Below are 20,071 nucleotides of genomic sequence, written 5' to 3' on the forward strand. Positions count from 1 at the left end.
TAACTTTGGCTTCGTGTTCAGTTTAATATCATACGCTAAAGCGTTTTACTAATTCATTTAAATCCACCGCTAAACGCGATAATTCTCGACTGGAAGCACTGGTTTGCTCTGCTCCTGAAGCTGTTGAATTAGACAAATCACGAATACTTACCAAGTTTTGATCAACATCTCGTGACACATTCGCTTGCTCTTCAGCTGCACTGGCAATAGAAATGTTATGGTGATTAATTTCTGCAACAGCAGTAGCAATAAGCTGTAAAGCATCGCCCGCTTCACGGGCAATATCTAATGTTTTAGTGACCCGGTGTAAACTTTTATCCATTGTTGCCACAGAGCGATCGCTAGATTTATTAATCACTTTAATCATGTCTTCAATTTCTACCGTAGATTGCTGTGTTTTATGGGCAAGCGAACGAACCTCATCAGCCACAACCGCAAACCCTCGCCCCGTTTCGCCAGCTCGTGCCGCTTCTATTGCCGCATTTAGTGCTAATAGGTTTGTTTGATCTGCAATACCGCGAATAACTTCAAGTACTTTGGTGATACTCTTAACTTTATCAGCTAACTCAGTTACATTTCCTGATGACTCAGAAATTTCTCGTGCTAATTCATCAATAGCCTGAACAGTCTGCCTTACCCGTTCATTACCCTGCTGCGCCTGCTGATTAGCTTGATCAGATGCTTGAGAAGCATTTTGCGCATCTTGAGCGACAGTTTCTACTGCGGTAGTCAATTCATTAACCGCTGTCGCTGCTTGCTCTAACTCTTCTGATTGCTGTTGAATAATACGTGTGGAGTCTTCAGTAACAGAGCTTAACTGTTCAGATGTCGATGCTAGTTGCTCCGATGATTGGGATATAGTAACAATCGAGTTTCTTAGCTCATCTTGGGTTAACTGTAATTGCTGCAGTAATTGCGCGGGTTCATCATTGCCAATAATTTCAATACGTTTGGTAAGATCACGCTGGGCAATCGTTTGTGCAAACGACACCGCTTCAGCAATCGGTTTTACAATACTGCGGGTGAGCATAAATGCGAATAAGGCTAACAATACAATAACCACAATCAACACAATAATAACGGCAATATTCGCAGCACTAGCGACAGCATGGGCTTCCTCTGCGGCCTCATCTATTTGTAACATTTCTCTAGCAAGTAGCTCTGTGAGCTTCGTTGTGATTGTATTGGTTAAAGGCAGAATACGATTCTCACGTATAGAGTCGATTTCATCTTTACGACCCGCAGCAACTAATTGATTAAACTGCTCAGTTAATTCTTCGTACTGACTATCAAGTAGCATATATTCATTAAATATTTTTCTCGTTTGTGCATCAGTGATAACTGTCTCATATTCTCCCTGATTTCGCTTTAGATCACTAATAGCTTCTTTAAATTTGCCTTGGTATGTTTGCAGACGTGCGGGATCATCAATATAGCTGCTAATATTAGCAGAATGAATACGTGCCCTAAGAAACTGCCGATTTAAGTCATTAACGTTGTCAACTGCTGGAACTTGTTTGTCACTGATGAAGGTTATTTCATTATCAATCACTTTAATACGATTTATTGCAACTCCACCCAAAATAAGAGTTAATAAACCAATAAGTCCAAACGCAATACTAGCGCGAACACCTATGGAGAAATTTCGTATCATAGTAAACTCCGGGATTAAAAATTGTGGACGCCACCCCACTCTTGCAGCAATTTTGTAAAAATAGTTACAAAGTTAGGTTAGTTAGCTAACCTAAAAATGCACCAAAAACTAACCTTTAGAACCTAACACATAGCTAGGGCAAGATCACGAACTTTACCTTGACTTAAAAGTATGATCTTATACTCCTTTTAAGGAGCATCCCTATGGCTGACATTCAGTTATTTAAATATTTCGAATCAATTGATGACCCTCGCCAGCAGGGTAAAGTTGTTCACAAGCTTTTTGATATCATAATCTTAGCTATAGAGAAGAAAGGTTTGTTCAAACGGATATTTGGAGGTTAACGTGTCACTACTTGACTACTTCCGCTCAGAAAAGAAAAATACAGCGTCACTAGCAAAAAAGCGATTGCAGATCATTGTTGCGCATGAGCGCTCACAGCGTGGTACGCCTGATTATTTACCACAACTAAAACAAGATATTCTTGATGTTATCCGTAAATACGTCAACATCAGTAATGACGCGGTACAAGTCCAATTCGATCAAAACGAAGACGACTTAGCAGTATTAGAACTCAACGTCACTTTACCGGATGAAGAGAAAAAACCATAAAAATTAGGGCGCTATTTAAGCGCCCTATTTATGTTTTGCACACTCAGTTAGCGTTCAACAATCGCCTTAAAACTGCCATAGATAAGACGTTTACCGTCAAATGGCAATGGGTTTTGCTGTATGTCGCAAATAGGATCCTGCATAAATTTAGCCATGCCTTCGTCTCTGGCAGCTTTTGATGGCCACGTTACCCACGAAAATACCACAGTTTCATTTTCTTGACACTTTACTGCCTGTAAAAACGAGGTATGTGTCCCATCGGGAACGTCATCACCCCAGGCCTCAATCACCTGAATTGCACCGCATTGTTTAAACACCTGTGCCGCTTTATCTGCATGCTCAGCATATTCGACCTGTCTATTTGTGGGGACTGCACACACAAATCCATCAATATAACTCATTGTAATTCTCCTTTTATGTTTATCTATGCCTAATAGCCTTGGTTATCAGTTGCTTGAAGCTCTCTAACGGGCCTTATTTCAATACTGCCATAGCGAGCGGGAGGTATTTTACTCGCAACGTGTATCGCTTCATTAAGGTCTTTCACATCTAATAAATAAAAACCAGCGAGTTGCTCTTTAGTTTCCGCAAAAGGGCCATCGGTTATTTCTACTTGACCAGTGCGAACTCGTAATGTGGTTGCAATTGTTGTTGGCTGTAACGCCTGCCCTCCCAGCATATAATTGCGTTCACGCAATGAATCACCACAGGCAATACATTCTTGATTCAATGCATCCCACTGCTGTTGCGATAATTTTTGCATTGTTGCTTCATCGTAATAAACCAGTGCCACATATTTCATATCAATACCTGCTTATTTTATAAATTAATATCAATTAGTTGCCATCAGGGCTTGGTAACATTAGCATCCAACCAATACCGAATTTGTCCGTTACTTGACCATACAAAGGTGACCAGAAAGTCTCCTCCAATGGCATCCTTACCTGACCGCCATCGGCTAAGGCAGCAAATACACTACGCAAGGTTTGCTCCGAATCAATTGTTAGGGTTAGATTAAAGCCAGAATAACTAACCCCATCACCTTGGTTATCGATACAACCATCTGTCGCTAAAATTTTCATCCCAGCGACGGTAAATTCGCTATGCATTATCTTATCGTCAAAATTGGCAGGAATTGCGCCTTCAGGGATCGGCTCTGGACTATCACTGAAACGAAACATCATAGCTATTTTTGCATTAAGGTGGGTCTGATAATAGGTTAATGCTTCTTCACAGCGGCCTGAGAAAAACAGATAACAACTTGCTTTAGCCTGTTGCATTACAATGTTTTTCTGTAGTCTCTGCTCTTGCTCAGCAATACTGCCATCAGTGTCTACTTCTGCGAAATCGGCCATTTCATAAAAAGGTCGGATCTCAATATCGGACTCTTCAGTCATTGGGTTAGGACACTTTTTAACCCAAGCTATCGCTTCATCCATGGAGGCCACATTCCATACCCAGTAACCTGCGACGAGTTCATTCGTCTCGGCAAAGGGTCCTTTGGTTACAATCCGCTCCGTATTACTAAAACGCACACGAACCCCTTCCTTGCTTGGCTTTAAACCATCACCTGAGGCCATGATCCCCGCGGCCACGAGCTGTTCATTATAGTCTCCCATAGCACTTAGCAGCGCTTTATCGGGTAATTCACCATTTTCTGAACTGTTGCTTGCTTTGACTATTACCATAACTTTCATTTTGCATACTCCTTTGTGTTTTTACATGAATTAAAAATAGCGCTTCATGTAATAATCGAATGGCAAAACATAAAATCGACAGATATTTAAAAATATTTTATAAAAATTTCTAAATGTGTCCTAAAGCAACTAATTTACGCTGCAGTACTCGCTGCTCAGGGACTTGTTTGGTAAGGGTTAAAGCATGTTCAAGTGCAACGCGAGCCTCTTTTTTACGCCCTACCCGAGTTAAAAATTCGGCATAAGTGGCATAACAAAGATGATATTTTTGCATTACTTTTTGCTGTAATAGTTGCTCGACTAACACTAAAGCTGCCTCAGGGCCATGATGCATAGCCACTGCAACAGCACGATTAAGCTCAATAACGGGTGAAGGTGCCACTTGTAATAGTAAAGAATACCAAGCCAAGATCTGCTCCCAGTCGGTATTGTTTGCATCTGACGCCTGGGCATGTACTGCAGCAATAGCAGCTTGGATAGTATAAAAACCATATTCCCTCTTAGCCGTAGCACTTTGCACTAACGCTATTCCCTCTTGGATCAGCGCTTGGTCCCATAGACTGCGGTCTTGCTCTGCTAAAAGAATGATATCGCCATCTTTATTCGTTCGCGCATTGTGGCGAGATCCGTTAAGTAACATTAACGCAAGCAAGCCCGTTATTTCTGTGTCGGATAATAATGACTGCAGCAGCCGTGCTAAGCGAATAGCCTCAACGGTTAACTCAGTTCGCGTCACGCTATCGCCGAAAGAGGATGAATAACCTTCGTTATACACTAGGTAAATAACAGATAGCACAGCGTCAACTCTGTTCTCTAACTCTTCTTGTGATGGAATTTGAAAGGGTATATTGGCGTCACGAATTTTCTGTTTGCCACGCACGATGCGTTGTGCCATGGTCGATACAGAGGTTAAAAATGCACTTGCAATCTCTTCCGTTGTTAAGCCACACACTTCACGTAAGGTGAGTGCTATCTGGACTTTAATATCAATTGCAGGGTGACAACAGGTAAAAATCAAGCGCAGTTGATCATCTGCAATTAACTCATCATCTACTGCGTTTGCTAGAGTAAACTCAGCCTCTACAGAGCTGTCGTCTGCTAATTGCGCCACAATTTCGCTATGACGGTGTTGGCGTCGTAACTGATCAATTGCTTTAAAACGACCAGTAGAGACAAGCCAGTTGGCGGGTTTATTTGGAATGCCTTCAGATTGCCACTGTGTAAGCGCAGTGCTAAAAGCATCATGTAACGCTTCTTCTGCCAGCTCAAAATCTCCAAGCAAACGGATCAAAGTAGCGTATATGCGCCGTCCTTCATCACGATATATAGCTGCTAGTTTATTTTTTACCGCATCATTTGTGACGCGTGTATTGTCTTTATTCATCAACCGCCTAGCTTGTTTTAGCTGAGAAATGACGCGCTGACATTTTCCCACTGATGCCACGAACATCTCACAATTTACCCAAAACAGTAGCGCAGTAAAGCACAATTTTCAAACAAACCTGCCACTAAATCCTACACGCCAGCTGCTCAAAGGAATCTTTTGTGGTGTACGTGTAGAAAGGTAACGGCGTCTGCATGCAGGCAATTCGCTATCTCGACAAGCTAATAGATGAATTAGCTAAAGGTACAACGCTGAAAACAATTTTCAGGCTTAAATTTCACTCCATTGCATATGGTACTCAAACTGATCATCCCCCGTTACTACAAAGCCAAGTTGCTGGTATAAATTCCAAAACCAACGTTCTCTCCTTGTTTTTTCTTTAAGTATTTGAGTATGAATGAAATAAATTATTTATTTAAACTTTAAGGATACTCGCCGCATCGAGTAATTGACTCCCTGCCTTTGATGTTACGGCATAATTAAAACCGGGCTGAATACAAAACGAGCCATATTCGCCTGATTTACTCAAAGCTAAAAAACCGACTTGAAATTGTTTATAATCACCCAATTTATGAGCAATTCGCTCAACTGCGGCCTTACATGCTTGAGTAGGTGTCATGCCTTGGCGCATCATTTCAACTACTAAATGACAGCCCACCGTTTTGATCATTAACTCACCCATGCCTGTTGCTGTCGCAGCACCAACTTCATTATCAACATACAGTCCAGCCCCGATAATAGGCGAATCTCCTACTCTGCCTGACATTTTAAACGCAGCGCCACTGGTGGTGCAAGCTCCTGATAAATCTCCATTACTATCAAGCGCTAACATGCCGATTGTGTCGTGATTTTCAATATTGATCACCGGTGCATATTTTGATTTCACCAGCCAATCTTGCCAGGCTTTTTTTGCTTTGCTAGTTAAGAGGTTTTGCTCTTGAAAACCCTGAGATTTAGCAAATTGCAGCGCACCTTCGCCCACCAGCATGACATGCGGAGTTTTATCCATCACTAAACGAGCAACAGAAATTGGGTGCATAATGTGCTGTAAACATGCAACAGAGCCACAGTTTTGATTTTCATCCATAATGCAGGCATCAAGCGTAACGTTCCCTTCTCGATCAGGGTAACCACCATAGCCAACTGTCATCACATCAGGGTCTGCTTCAGGAATTCGCACACCCGCTTCCACTGCATCAATGGCTTTACCATGCTCAGCAAGTATCTGCCATGCAGCTTTATTGGCAGCCAATCCGTGTTGCCATGTCGAGACTACGATAGGCTTATTAACTTTACTTTTAGCTACTGTCTTAAACGGTATTAATGCAACAGCACTTGAAATAGCTGATAACTTTAAAAAGTCACGTCTGTTATTGATCATTATTGTTTCCTTATCAAACTTGCGAGCATTGGCTGTAAAGCAAGCGATTTAATTTAATCACGACTCGTCTATGAGTTGGTATATCTGTTTAATCTTTAACTGAGCGTATATTTAAAGACTGCTGAAAACGTTCACTCCAATAATGAGTTCGTTTTAAATAGTAGTCCGCAGCTAAAGGGCTGTAGTCAAGATACTTATAGTCACCCACTTGCTTCTCAATCGCAGGCTCGATCTGAGTCCCTTCGTGCCATTCATTAAATGAAGTCACCCCGATAAATGTTGGAGCCACTGCAATTGCTTTTTAAACATCGCGTCATAGTACTTTCCAGCTTCGCGTGCCCTGAAGTTTTTTTTGTTCCAAGGACGAATTCTATCGTCGGCATACCCAGGGCCGACACTTGGAATAAACAATTTATTGTGTTGCTTTGCCCACTTAGCTAGGTATGGCCAGTTTTTCGTGGTACTGCCATAAACAAAACCATCAACAGCAAAGTAGGTATAAAAGCCATCCATACCACTGTTTAAAAAGAATGACTCCTCTCCTTTATCAACCCACAGCCCGATAAAGTTAGCATCATACGTTTTACCTCTGACTGTTAATTCGCCTTTTGGTAACAGCACTTTCTGCCATTCACTGATTGGCATTTTGTATGAGTCATAAACATAATATAATGGCTTGCCTTGGTAATGATATAAAGCGGGATGTTGCCCAAAGCGCTGGTCTAGCTGTTTTACTACCTGTAAAAATTCAGCTGCACTGTGATAGATAGGTTCAATATGGAAGTTAACTTTAAGGCCAATTTTAGCGGCTTTATCCATAAAAATAGGCACTGAACTGGTACCAAAATCGCTATCACCCCACCAACTTAATATAATTACGCTAACCCCTGCTTGCTTCATCATCGCCAAATGTGTATCCATAACTGCTTCGTCGTTTGCACTGTAAGTACCTAATTCAGGATAGAAATTAGCACCAATGTCATCGCCGCCTGGGTAGCCTTTACGTCCCACAATAGGTTGATCACCGTAAGGTAATACCTGGTGATCCCAGTGCGCCCATTGACCATCAACTTTTAAGTTGCCATACCAACTGTAATAAAAAATATGCAGCCCACGCTGTTGAGATCCGGCTACAGATTCAGCAGTCACATAAAAACTGCATAATAAAAGGCTTATTAAAATGGCAGAGCACCTTTTTAATCGCGAAAGTTTATTCTTAAACAACATATTATTTACCGTTTCACCTAAAAAATAGGTAGCTTGGAGCGCTATTTAGCACTCATAAGCTACCAAAAAAATTAAAACTAAAATGGTTGCAGTGGGCCTATTAGTTCGAGTTCAGAAACTTGAACTTGCTGGGCATCGCCATTGTTAGCACTAATACTTAAACGATATAAGCTAAAGGCAAAACCATTCCCTATTGTAAAGAGACGTCGTTGGTTTAATTGTTCAAATTCCTCGTCTTTAAAGCTAGCTATTTCTAACCATGTTTTACCGCCATCATTTGAGCCTTGTAAGATGAAGTTTTTCGGATCTTTGTTGTTACTATCACTGCCATTCGTGATTGCGATATTAGTGACAATCTGTGCTTGGGGTAATGCAACATCAAGCCATACAGGTACAGTCTCCGTGGTAGCAGTCCATACCGTCGCTTTATCATCATCCGTTGCATTATTTTCTACCACTCCCTCTTGCTCGCCAGCACCTGCAAGGACTGATGATGCAGTTGCAGAATGATCAACTGAAGCAACCTGCGGACCTATTAGCTCGATCTCTGCTATTTGCATCAGCGTATCGTCGCCACGATTTTTAGTAATATTGAAGCGATAAAAACTAAAACCCAAATCGTTACTAAAAGTGAAAACACGGCGCTGAAAACGCTGCTCAAAGTTCTCACCTAGCCAAGCACCAAGTGTGATCCAATTTTCACCGTCATTTGACGCTGCTAAGTTAAAGTTTTGCGGATCACGTGAGTCAGCATCGTTTGCACTTGTTAGTGCCAGCTTATTAACCGCTGTCGTGGCACTGAACTGTACCATTGCCCAAGATGGATTTTCCGCGCTTGGTGCGCCAGACCAATCATTATGGTCCAACCATTTGCTATCAACATTACCATCGAACGCTTTAACACCCGCCTCACCATCACCAATCTGATTACGAACGGTAATTATTGCATCGGCTGATAACGCATGATTTAAATCTGCCACTTTAGGCCCTACCAAGGCAATATCAGCAATTTTTAACTCGGCGCCAGCGGCAGTTTTAGTTACGCTTAAACGATAGCTAGAAAATGCCAGTGTATTATTGGTCGCAAACGATAGCCTTTCGCCACGACGTTCAAATGTTTCATCTGAATAATCAGCTAAGTGAACCCATGTTTGCCCATCATCATTACTTGCAGCAAGTGAAAATGTAGCGGGATCACCATCTGCGTTTTGAGCATCTGAAATCAGTACTAACTTATCAACGGCAGCGGCTTGTGCAAACGTAGCTGTAATCGAAACGGGTACTTCAGTTGTAGGCACATCAGAGACCCAACTTGTGGCATCATTATTATCAAATGCCAGCGCATAACTGTCACCTGCACTTGCAGATATTACAGCACTGCCAATTGGTTCAGCATGATCAACACTTGCATTTATAGGCCCCACAAAAGCAATCTCTGATAACTGCATTAAACCATCATCACCTCTATTTTTAGTGATATTTAAACGATACGAGTAAAATTCTAAACCATTGTCAAAACGAAACTCACGTCGTTGAAAGCGCTCATCAAAGTTCTCACCAATAAATTTAGCCAAGGTTAGCCAGTTTTCACCATCGACTGAACCTTGAATATTAAAGTTTTGAGGATCTCGAGACTCAGCATCATTAGCACTCGTAATGAACACACTATTCACAGCATGTTTTTCAGCAAAATCAACTTGGATCCAAGATGGATCTTGCTCACTTGGCGCACCTGACCAATCATTATGATCAAGCCACTTGGTATTAGTGTCACCATCAAATGCTTTACTTTCAGCTTCGTTGTCACTTATGCGATTACGAGCATTGATCGTTGCTGTAGCAAGGTTTTCAGCATTGGTAATTTCTTTAACAGGGCCACTAGATGCGGCACTTTCAAGAAAAGGTAGCGCAACATCAATGACATCCTCAGCTGATAGCGCTAATTTATCTAGATAAGGAAAACTGGCAATGGTTTTCAACATTCGCTCACGCAATGGCTGTAAAGCGACTACATCGCCATCATTGGCTAAGTTAATCGCGCTAATGAGTTCGTTAATAACACCCGCGACAGTTTCATCTTTACTAAGACTTGCAAATACTGCATTAGCTAAAGAAAGTTTAATAATATTAATATCGGCCAATTGGTCTGTACAATTACCTTCACTATCGCAATCTTGGCCTACTACAAAATTATCGTAGCTTTCGGCACTGATCAATTGGGTATTAAAGACATTGGTTTTACTGTCGATCCCCAGTGCTTTTAGCACTAAACGCGAGTTATCTGATAAAGCTAATTCATATAACTCACGCACAGCAACATTTAAACCATTGGCAATACTTTGCTCAACTAAATGAGTGGCTGTTGTAGTTAAAGCATTTACTTGAAAATTAGCGTCCGCTACGCCATCACTTGTGGATGCGTAAGGCACATCAACATATGTTAAAGTCGCTAACTGCAGATCAGCAATCTCAGTGCCACTGATCTGTTCACCGATTAGGTGTTCAGCACAGCTAGGCGCATCACATATCATCGTTGAGTTAGCATCCGTATTAACGGTCATCTTAAACATACCGTTAATACCAAAGCCTTGTTGACTTTCTATGCTCAGATTTACCATACCAGCAGCATCTGTTTGACTGTTAGACGTCACCTTAATATCTGAGCCATTCATTTGCTTTACAGTGACCGTTGCGAAACCTAATGTTCCTTTCACTGCACTACCGGCAATATCAGCAGAGGTAATATCAATTTTTGCTGGGATATCAGTCGGATCCGGATTATCAGCACCACCACACCCTGATAGGCCGATCATTGCTACCAGCATAATGCTAGATAGTTTACTAAGTTTGGGCTTATTCATGTTTATTCCTCTATACAATTCTTGGTTATTTGTTCCATCTCACCTAGCACTATTAAAAGCGGTAAGTTGCACCTGCGTAAAAACGACGACCACTGTATGCATTTTGAATAAAGCGGTTTTTAGTATCGTCACCTAGATGCATATAAGTATCTGATTGAGTGAGGTTAATAACGGAAGCAGATAACACGAGAGCATCAGTCAAGTTATAACTTGCATTGACGTCTACCTGATCATAGGCTTCATTGTAATAGTTCATTTCCCATGAGGCGTTGTAGCCTTGAACCGTTGGACCGCGCTTATTGTATGAGGCGCGAACACTGAATAAGTCATCTTCATAAAATACCGATAAATTCATCTGGTATTTAGAACTGCCGATCAAAGGTGACTCTCCCACCTTTTCACCATCAAGCTCTACATTGGCTTGATTAGTGTTATTGCGGGTATAATTAGCATAAAGACCAAAGCCATTATCAAAGAAGTGCTGGATAAAAACTTCAGCCCCTTCAGAAGAAGCATTCGTGCCATTAGCAACAGTACTAAAATCCCGAACAACAAAATTGTCGCCACTGACATTGACTTGCTCATCACCTGCGTTAGGTAAATTAAATGAAATGTCCGGTGCACTGCGGGTAACATCAATTATTAAAGGCACAACAAAGTTATCAACATCTTTTTTAAACAAGGCAATACCAAAGCCAGAGCCAGCTCCGTAGTAGTATTCTAAAGACATATCAAATTGGGTTGACTCAAATGGCGCTAGCTGGTTATTACCACCGGATCCTGTCCACCCTTCGCCATCAATAATTGCATCAAAATTGTCTGCCGCTGAGCGATCCGTTGAGTATTCATTCGACGTGTACGTTAAAGTCTGAAACTGGCCTAAATCATCATAACCAGGACGAGCCATGGTTTGTGATGCCGCTCCACGTAGTACCCAGTTGTCATCGATATCCCAGACTATATTAAAGCTGGGCAGCACCTTCGTTTCCGTACTCTCTTTTTCAATAAAAACAAAGTCTTCTACACGTTGTTGGTCGATTGGTAATTCATTGCCGTTGTCGTCCTTCCAATCTAATCGGTAGGTGATTTTATCTGATGATCCGGTGGTCGTTTTGGTGCGCACTACGCGTACACCCAAATTACCCCGTACTTGTGAAAAACGATAATCAGCTTGCATATAAGCCGCTGTAATTTCTTCTTCAACACTATAAACATAGTTAGGCTCTATACGCGTATAATGAACAAAGTTTTCATTCAGATGATCTTGGTATTTATGCCAGTTTACGGCTGGGAATAAGTTCGTATTAATTACATCAGACAAGTTAGCTAATGAATCTGAATAAATTAAATCTGCAATATCCGGTATGCCGCCATTCTTAGAATAATCATCATCCAAATCAATGGTGCCTTCAGCTTCACCTTTTGCTATATCAAAATCTGGAGAGAGATAAAAGCTGTTGCGAGTATCGCGATGAATTTTACCTTTGCGATATTTCGCACCAAAATGCAACGTTTCAATTACGCCATAATCCACAAAATAGTCAAAATCAATCTGTCCGTAATCTTCTTCTTGAGTACCGGTCACAAAACTAGAATCGGTGGCTGTTACATCAGGTTCGCCACCAATGCCTGCAGCCAAGTTACTGATCATACTTGGGTCCATATAAGTGGTCATGCGCCCATCAGAAAAATCGTAACCATAGTAAAGCGAGGATTCATTTGCATAATAAGCGGCACGATACTTTTCGGAAGGACCACCTTCAGCTTCGGTATGGCCCAGCACTACTTTAACGTTGTAATTATCACCTTCGTATTTAGCATAAAAATCATATGTATCAGAGCTGGATTCTTCAATCGTATATTCACCATTAATACGTGGGATAGGAGAAACAGCCTGAGTGCCAGATGCACCAACAGAGTAGTCAATACCTGTAACAAACTGAGACTCTTCATCAACACGAACATCGGTCCAGAAATTATCGTTATTGTTCCATTCTGGGTATTCTAATTGATTTAAAATTGAGTCTTGTCCCAATTTAAAATTAAAATAATTAAAGCCAAGCTCTAAGTTACTAGTTGGTCGCCATTGAGTAGTAAACTGGATCCCAGTTCGATTTCGCTCTTCGTTTAAGACTTCCTGAACCATACTTTGTGCAGCATAACCTTGCGCGCCGCCCTCAACCATTTGATTATCTTTCATTTCAGAATAAAGATAATTTTTATTCATGATATTGATACGCGAGCTTTGTGAGCGATTAGTGCGGTCTTGTTTTGTATAACCCACTAAAACCCCAAAATCTTCATCATCATTTTTCCATGAATAAATACCACTAAACTGAGGTTCATACTTATCAGTAATATCAGAATTACTGGTTTCAAAATTAATGATCCCAGAGTTTTTATCCATATCAAGGGGCTTACGGCTATACAACAAGACCGTACCGCCAATTCCGCCCTCATCAAGGCGAGCTTCTGAAGATTTATATACTTCAACACGTTGGATCATGGTTGCAGGTAATAATGCGTATGAAAATGAACGCGATGGTTCACCGGGGGACGATGCTATAAAATTGCCATTTAATTGTGTGAAGGTTAAGTCCGATGATAAACCTCGAATACTAACAGAGGCGCCCTCACCGCCATCCCTTTGTATAATGACCCCAGGCACACGTTGCAATGAGTCTGCCACATTCTTATCTGGGAACTTACCAATGTCTTCGGCGGTAATAGCGTCAACGGTTGCATTAGACAACCGCTTAATCGCTAAGTTTTCAGCTGCAGAGGCACGAATCCCCCTGACTTCAATTACTTCTAGGTCGCTCTCTTGGTCATTTTGTTCTTCTTGTGCGTATACGCTATTACAGCTTGCCATTACCGCTAGCAGCAGTGCAGATCTCTTAAATCGCCTTGAAATACCTGAAGCTCCTCGGCTGTTATTATTATTCATGTCTATCTCCAGTTTTATTGTGCGTTTTTTGTTGTGCTTGTTATCTAACCCATACAGCCTAGCAACTGATCAATCTTCCGATGCTTCAGAACAGGGTTAATAGATTGTTAAACTACTTTTCCAGAATAGGGTTCTGTTAAAGAAAGTGATAATAGAAATTCGGTTGCTAGCAGGACAAAATCGGCGTTTAGCTTAAAAATAGATCCAATTAATAGTTACTTCATTTATAGTGACAAACTCAAGAAGGAGTTAAGGTAACGTTTGATCAGGATAAAAAACTCGCCGAAATAAAAATTAACGAATTGAATTTAATGAATATATTTTATTTTTATATTCTAAATTTGAATGTTAAATAATTTATCGGAATTAGTCGTCTAAAGATTCTGGAATTGCACAATAGGTAAAAATTTAGCAATCTGTTTAAATTCAGATGATCATATAAATTAAGCTAATAATGTAAAAATTGTATTCAGTGCAGATGTAAGTTGAATCGAACTGTGAGGTGCAGCAATGTATCTTGTCGAAGTGAGTCAAAATTGAAACTGCAGCAACAACATTGTCCTCAAACGGCGAGTTACTTGTAATAATAAGGCCAATCGCGAAGATTAATTGCAAAGCCAACTCTCCTTGTGTTTGCTTTGAGTATCAGAAATATAAATAAAACGGGCATTCTTTTTAAAGAATGCCCTGTCAGTTTATAATCTTAATAAAGCTATTTAGAAATTATAATTAGCACCTAAATAAAACCTTCTTCCTGAATACTGATTATAGGTAAACCTATTCTCTTGTTTCCAATACCCTTCTTCGACTTCCTCAGTCAAATTAACCACAGAGGCTGTTAATGACAGTTGTTCAGTTAAATTATAAGCCGCGTTCAAGTCTAATTGGCCATAATCTTTCGTATACATGTTGTAACCTTGATGGATGCTATTAGCACGGTCATCTTTCCAGTTATATGAAGCCCTTACACTAAAATCATCATTTTCAAAATAAACGGACACATTGTATTGATGCTTTGCAGTTCCTGGGATTTCAGCATCTGTTTTTTGGCCATTTGTTGATACTTGGCTAGTACTTGTATCAGTGAATGTATAATTTGCTAATACCCCAAAACCACTGTTGAAAGAGTGTTGAAAGAATAGCTCAACCCCTTTAGATTCAGCATCTCCACCAGCAACTTTGGTGTTCATTTCAACTTCAATCGGACCGTTACAACAATCATGTTCCCGTTCAACAATTTCAACAGCAGAGATAGGCAAATTAGAAATATCTTTACTAAAGTATGTCGCTCCAAGTGCTGAACCTTCACCGTAATACCATTCAATACCAAGATCAAACTGATCTGACAGCATAGGATCTAAGCCTGTGTTAACCGATGTACCAGTACCACGGCCAGTCCAAGAATCAGGTGAGTTGATATTGACCGGAGGACCGTATGACTCAGCTTGGCTCAAATCAGAATAACTAACACGTGACATAGCACGTGCTGCTGCAAAGCGAACAACGAGATCTTCAGTCGCATCCCAAGCAAGGTTAAAACTCGGCAAAAATTCACCATCATCACTCGAACGTTCATTTGCAGTGGTATCATTATTATCTTGGCCAACCACATCGTCATAGGTCAATGTACTTAAATCGGTATTTACATAACGTACCCCTAAGTTGCCGCGAAAATCTTGCCACTCAAAGTTACTTTGTGCATACACAGACCAAATATTTTCCTCTAGCGTGTAGGTCCCACCTAACGAAGGGACAACGGTTTGCGTAAAATTATTCCGTAAATAGCTATCGAGTGCTGCAAAATCAAACGCTAAAAAGTTAAACGCTCCGGTATTCCCTGCACTGTTATCAACCACAGTGTCACTGACTAGCGATTCTGGATCAGGATGAAAATCAGGGTTATGGAACCATTCACTGCCAGACAAGTAGCCACGGTAACCGCCATTGTCGGCAATACCATCATCCCAGCGGAAATCGTTTTTAATACCTTTGATTTCGTGGCTACGGTATTTCGCACCGACAAAGAAAGTAGTGAAAATACCTGTATCGATATCAAATTGCAGATCAGCTTGTACATAATCTTCAGTATCTTTATTTTCTGATGAATAAGAATCAAACCAATCATAATATTGATATGCTTGTTTATCCGTGGCTAAGTCTGTGGAAACTTCATAACTGGGTTTACCATCCACTGTTGACCAGAACCAGCTATTTACAGACCCCTGACGAGCATCAATATTCGCGTAGGTTTCACGTGACGTCCCGCCTTCTGCCTCAGTATGACCTAGTTTTAAAGTGGCAGTAAATAAGTCCCCATAATATTTGGCTTCAAAATCAAATGTATCAGATTTAGACTCCCCGACTCTTTCTCTGCCTGTTAGCTGAGGTGACAATAAGCCTCTCCGAACGGCCACACCATTATTAACATCGGCATCCCCCCAGTTATTATCATTCAATAAGCCATTATCTGCATTACCATAGGCAACGACGGTATCTCCGTCTAGAACAACGCCATAATATGGGTTATGGTTATCATTCCACTCTGCAAACAATACGCTCTGAGAAGATGAGTTATAATCTAGTTTTGCACCAAAATAGTTGAGATTTAAATCGAGTTTATCTGTTGGCATCCATTGAATAGCCACTTGGTAACCATCCCGAGTGCGATCTTCTGTTGAGTTACCGGTACTCATTGCACGTGGAGCCCAGACATTGTTATAAACTTCCCCCGTCGCTTGATCGACAATCGCAGGACGCTCTGCCCCCTCCACAGTATCTGAATGGAAACGCCAGTGTGAAGCATTGTTGGTAATGCTAGTTACTGTTTTATCTTGACGAGTAAATCCAGCTAACATCGCGAAGTTTTCATCTGAATTTTTCCAAGAATACAGCACATTCACTTGTGGTTTAATATCTTCAGACACATCATCATAGGTTGCTTCAAGGCTTATTGCGCCAGAATTGGCTTCCATCTCTAACGGCTTTCGAGTGTGTAATATAACAGTACCGCCGATACCACCTTCATCTATGCGAGCTTCTGCGCTTTTGTAAACTTCCACACTGCTGATCATACTTGAAGGCAACAAGGTATAATTAAAACTACGCGTTGGAACACCAGCACCGGATGAAGCAATATAATTACCGTTTAGTTGGGTCAAGGTCCAATCGGGTGAGGTACCTCGAATACTGACTCGGCTACCTTCACCACCGTCACGATCAATCAATACCCCCGACACGCGTTGTAGTGAATCAGCGACGTTCTTATCTGGAAATTTACCAATATCTTCTGCGGTGATTGCATCCACCGTTGCTGCAGAAAGGCGCTTAATTGCTAAGTTTTCCGCTGTTGAAGAACGGATCCCCCTAACTTCAATCACTTCCAAGTCACTTTGTTGTGCTGCTTGATTTGCTTGTGCATACGCACCATTACAACTTGCCATAACCGCCAACAACAATGCAGACTTATTAAATCGCCGTGTAAGGGCTGCAAATTCTCGACTCGTTTTATTATTGCTCATGCCAATTTCCTTTATTATTGTGTGTGCTTGGTTATATTTATTCACATTAAAGCCCTTCACAAAACGAATCTGTAATACTCAGATCATTTCGCAGAGGGTTAATGGCCTGTTAAAGTGCATTTCCAGAATAGGGTTCTGTTAAAGAAAGTGATAATAGAAATTCGGTTGCTAGCAGGACAAAATCGGCGTTTAGCTTAAAAATAGATCCAATTAATAGTTACCTCATTTATAGTGACAAACTCAAGAGGAAGTTAATCTGACGTTTTTTTAGTATGAAAAATACGCAGCAATAAAATTTAACCCACTGAATTTAAAGGGTGTATTTTATTATTGTAGTAACGACCTTAATATTAAATAATTTATTGAAATTAGTCGCCTTAAGATTATGGAATTACGCAATGGGTAAAAATCTAGAGATCTGTTTGAATGCAGATGATCATATAAATTTAGCTAATAATGTAAAAACTGCATTCAGTGCAGGTGCAAGTCGCATCGAGCTGTGCGGTGCAATGCATCTTGCTGGACTAAGTCCAACGGCAGATGAAATTGAAACTGCAGCAAAAGCATTGCCCTCAAACGGTGAGTTACTGGTGATGATAAGGCCGACCGCGGATCACTTTAATGTTGACGCTGCGCTACTCAAAACTATGACCAGCCAGATAACCCGCGCTGCACAATTAGGTGCCACTGGGGTTGTTTTTGGGGCAATTGCTGGCAATGAGCTTGATGTGGCAGCTACATCTACACTGGTTGAGTGCGCGAAACACTATCAGCTTGCCAGCACATTTCATCGCGCCTTCGATTGTATTGCAGATAGTCGCAATGCACTTCACATTTTAAGCGAGCTCGGGGTTGATCGTATTCTTACCAATGGCACACGCTGGACTGATAATAAAGATGTAATGCAAGGGCTTAACCAGTTGCAAAGCATCATTACTGACGCTAAAGGGCAAATCGAGATCGTGATTGGCGGTGGCGTAACCACAAACAACGCGCCTATTTTGTGGCAGCTAGGCAGCGAAAATTTAATATCATTGCATGCCTACTCAGGCGTACTTAATAGTGATGGTTTAGTGGACCCTTTATTAATTAACTCAATTTTACAAAAATCAACTTACGAGCAGACTAAACATGACTAAGCAATCTCACTTCCCTTTGTTTTTAGGTATCGATGGTGGTGGCACTAAATGCCAAGTTAGGCTTGAAAATGACCGCGGAGTGTTACTTGCACAAGCGCAAAGTGGCCCCGCAAATATTGCTACCTCAGTAACCGTTGCGCAACAATCAATCCTTGCTGCAACAATGCAAGCATTACAAAAAGCTAATTTACCAGCCAGCGCACTCAGCACAATTAATGCCTATGCGGGCCTCGCTGGTGCAGGGATCAATAGCGCAAAAAACAAAATGGCGCAATGGCAGCATCCATTTGCACAATTTAATTTCTCAACTGACTTACACATTGCCTGCCAAGGTGCCCATGGCAATAACAGTGGTGCAATTATTATATTAGGCACTGGCTTTTGTGCAGGCGCGATAAAAGGTAACACTATCATTGAATTAGGTGGTCATGGTTTACTCTTAAGTGATGGTGCAAGCGGAGGTTGGATTGGTTTAACTTTATTTAGGTATGCGTTGGAAGTCTTAGACGGAATGTCACCTTCAAGTCCATTAATTAAATGCTTACTAACCGAGTTGGGTTGTGACGATAGCAGTTCACTTACTGAGCTTGCACTCAACGCAAAACCGGCCTACTTTGCAAGCTTTGCTCCTTTAGTTTTCAACATGCAGGATGATCCCGTAGCACAAACGATATTAGCCCAAGCAGCTAAATTTATTACCCGCTATATCGAACATTTAGCCCAACTTGGCTATCAAAGTATTACCTTAATGGGCGGGACCGCAAAAACAATTACACCCTGGTTATCAAGCAAAGCACAAGGTTATCTGTGTGATGCACAGTATTCGCCTGAGCAAGGGGCAATTCAATTAGCAAAAAGGCACCTTTAACGCTCAATATGGGCACGCATTTGTGATGGGATTTCACCAAATAAGCGCCTGAATTGTTTGCTAAAATAGCTAGGTTCAGCAAAACCACATTGATAAGCTATTTGTGAAATCGGTAAACGCGTTTCAACCAGTAGTTTACGGGCATTTTCGAGTCGTATTTCATTAATAAATTGATTCGGGGTTTTCGCTAAATGCTTTTTAAAACGCCGCTCCAATGCACTAACAGATAAATGCGCAAGTTCAGCTAACTCTTCAACGCAGATATTTCTATGGTAGTGTTCGCGAATATAATTAACCGGACCTTCAATTGCTCTTACATGAGAAAGCGCCTTGGAGGTTTTCTGTAAATGGCGTGTAATGCCATAAGTACCAAGTATATTGCCATTATCATCACAAATCATTTTTTTAGACGTTGAAAACCAGGCTAATTCACCATTTGATGTCTGATTTAATTCCAATCTATCCGTGACAATATAGCCATTCATAACGCGTTTATCGTCATTCACATATTGAAATGCAAGGTGCTTGGAAGAAAAATCAAAATCGGTTTTAAGCAAGATATGGTCTAACACCTTGTACCCTTGATGTTCAACAAAGTGCTGATTAGCATATAAAATTCTACTCTCAGTATCTTTTACCCAAAATAAGATATCCGGTAATAAATCAAATGCAGCAATCAATTGCTTTACACCCGCTTTATCGATAATCGTTTCTACATCCATACTATAAAACTCTGTAAACCTGAATTTGTTAATAATATATAAAACGCCGATTTTATTGCAT

15 protein-coding genes and 1 pseudogene are annotated in these 20,071 nt (G+C 40.9%); 5 read left to right on the forward strand and 11 right to left on the reverse strand.

Annotated elements, in window-relative coordinates; all coding sequences use genetic code 11:
* Positions 1–28 precede the first annotated feature (28 nt).
* Positions 29–1,654, reverse strand: coding sequence for a methyl-accepting chemotaxis protein (locus ACMVDV_RS19730; protein WP_416159343.1), 1,626 nt, complete (start codon positions 1,652–1,654; stop codon positions 29–31).
* A gap of 203 nt (positions 1,655–1,857) precedes the next feature.
* On the opposite strand from ACMVDV_RS19730, the gene ACMVDV_RS19735 reads away from it, so the two are divergent.
* Positions 1,858–1,998: a hypothetical protein gene (locus tag ACMVDV_RS19735; RefSeq protein ID WP_416159344.1), complete on the forward strand. Its 141-nt coding sequence runs from the start codon at positions 1,858–1,860 to the stop codon at positions 1,996–1,998.
* Between the two features lies 1 nt (position 1,999).
* Entirely contained in the window at positions 2,000–2,266 is a 267-nt protein-coding gene (gene minE, locus ACMVDV_RS19740; protein WP_416159345.1) for a cell division topological specificity factor MinE, read from the forward strand.
* Positions 2,267–2,313: 47 nt separating this feature from the next.
* Here minE and ACMVDV_RS19745 read toward each other — a convergent pair whose 3' ends face one another.
* The 4 genes from ACMVDV_RS19745 to ACMVDV_RS19760 form a co-directional block, all read right to left on the reverse strand.
* Positions 2,314–2,667, reverse strand: coding sequence for a DUF1428 domain-containing protein (locus ACMVDV_RS19745; protein WP_416159346.1), 354 nt, complete (start codon positions 2,665–2,667; stop codon positions 2,314–2,316).
* A 29-nt stretch (positions 2,668–2,696) separates the two neighbouring features.
* The gene (locus tag ACMVDV_RS19750) at positions 2,697–3,068 is read right to left on the reverse strand and encodes a YciI family protein (protein ID WP_416159347.1); all 372 of its coding nucleotides are present in this window, start codon (positions 3,066–3,068) and stop codon (positions 2,697–2,699) included.
* A 34-nt stretch (positions 3,069–3,102) separates the two neighbouring features.
* Positions 3,103–3,963: a YciI family protein gene (locus ACMVDV_RS19755; protein ID WP_416159348.1), complete on the reverse strand. Its 861-nt coding sequence runs from the start codon at positions 3,961–3,963 to the stop codon at positions 3,103–3,105.
* Positions 3,964–4,072: 109 nt separating this feature from the next.
* The gene (locus tag ACMVDV_RS19760; protein ID WP_416159349.1) at positions 4,073–5,347 is read right to left on the reverse strand and encodes an RNA polymerase sigma factor; all 1,275 of its coding nucleotides are present in this window, start codon (positions 5,345–5,347) and stop codon (positions 4,073–4,075) included.
* A 194-nt stretch (positions 5,348–5,541) separates the two neighbouring features.
* Here ACMVDV_RS19760 and ACMVDV_RS19765 point away from each other — a divergent pair, with 194 nt between their 5' ends.
* Entirely contained in the window at positions 5,542–5,730 is a 189-nt protein-coding gene (locus tag ACMVDV_RS19765; RefSeq protein ID WP_416159350.1) for a DUF2200 family protein, read from the forward strand.
* 32 nt (positions 5,731–5,762) lie between these two features.
* Here ACMVDV_RS19765 and ACMVDV_RS19770 read toward each other — a convergent pair whose 3' ends face one another.
* The 5 genes and pseudogenes from ACMVDV_RS19770 to ACMVDV_RS19790 form a co-directional block, all read right to left on the reverse strand.
* A complete protein-coding gene (locus ACMVDV_RS19770; protein ID WP_416159351.1) occupies positions 5,763–6,728 on the reverse strand; it encodes an isoaspartyl peptidase/L-asparaginase family protein in 966 nt (321 codons plus the stop codon).
* A gap of 88 nt (positions 6,729–6,816) precedes the next feature.
* Positions 6,817–7,955 (reverse strand): annotated as a pseudogene (locus ACMVDV_RS19775) (alpha-mannosidase).
* 77 nt (positions 7,956–8,032) lie between these two features.
* Positions 8,033–10,816, reverse strand: a complete 2,784-nt coding sequence (locus tag ACMVDV_RS19780) for a discoidin domain-containing protein (RefSeq protein WP_416159352.1) — start codon at positions 10,814–10,816, stop codon at positions 8,033–8,035.
* Between the two features lie 52 nt (positions 10,817–10,868).
* Entirely contained in the window at positions 10,869–13,763 is a 2,895-nt protein-coding gene (locus tag ACMVDV_RS19785) for a TonB-dependent receptor (RefSeq protein WP_416159353.1), read from the reverse strand.
* Positions 13,764–14,479: 716 nt separating this feature from the next.
* A complete protein-coding gene (locus ACMVDV_RS19790) occupies positions 14,480–17,281 on the reverse strand; it encodes a TonB-dependent receptor (RefSeq protein WP_304183636.1) in 2,802 nt (933 codons plus the stop codon).
* A gap of 398 nt (positions 17,282–17,679) precedes the next feature.
* Here ACMVDV_RS19790 and ACMVDV_RS19795 point away from each other — a divergent pair, with 398 nt between their 5' ends.
* Positions 17,680–18,420: a copper homeostasis protein CutC gene (locus tag ACMVDV_RS19795; protein ID WP_416159354.1), complete on the forward strand. Its 741-nt coding sequence runs from the start codon at positions 17,680–17,682 to the stop codon at positions 18,418–18,420.
* On the forward strand, positions 18,413–19,288 hold the full coding sequence (locus ACMVDV_RS19800; RefSeq protein WP_416159355.1) for a BadF/BadG/BcrA/BcrD ATPase family protein: 876 nt from the start codon (positions 18,413–18,415) through the stop codon (positions 19,286–19,288). Before ACMVDV_RS19795 ends, ACMVDV_RS19800 begins: the two co-directional genes overlap by 8 nt.
* Here ACMVDV_RS19800 and ACMVDV_RS19805 read toward each other — a convergent pair.
* A complete protein-coding gene (locus ACMVDV_RS19805) occupies positions 19,285–20,010 on the reverse strand; it encodes an AraC family transcriptional regulator (RefSeq protein ID WP_304183639.1) in 726 nt (241 codons plus the stop codon). The two genes, ACMVDV_RS19800 and ACMVDV_RS19805, sit on opposite strands and share 4 nt — an antisense overlap.
* Positions 20,011–20,071: the final 61 nt, after the last annotated feature.

The organism is Pseudoalteromonas sp. ASV78 (assembly GCF_047806705.1).
In the GTDB taxonomy this organism is placed as follows: Bacteria; Pseudomonadota; Gammaproteobacteria; order Enterobacterales; family Alteromonadaceae; genus Pseudoalteromonas; species Pseudoalteromonas prydzensis_A.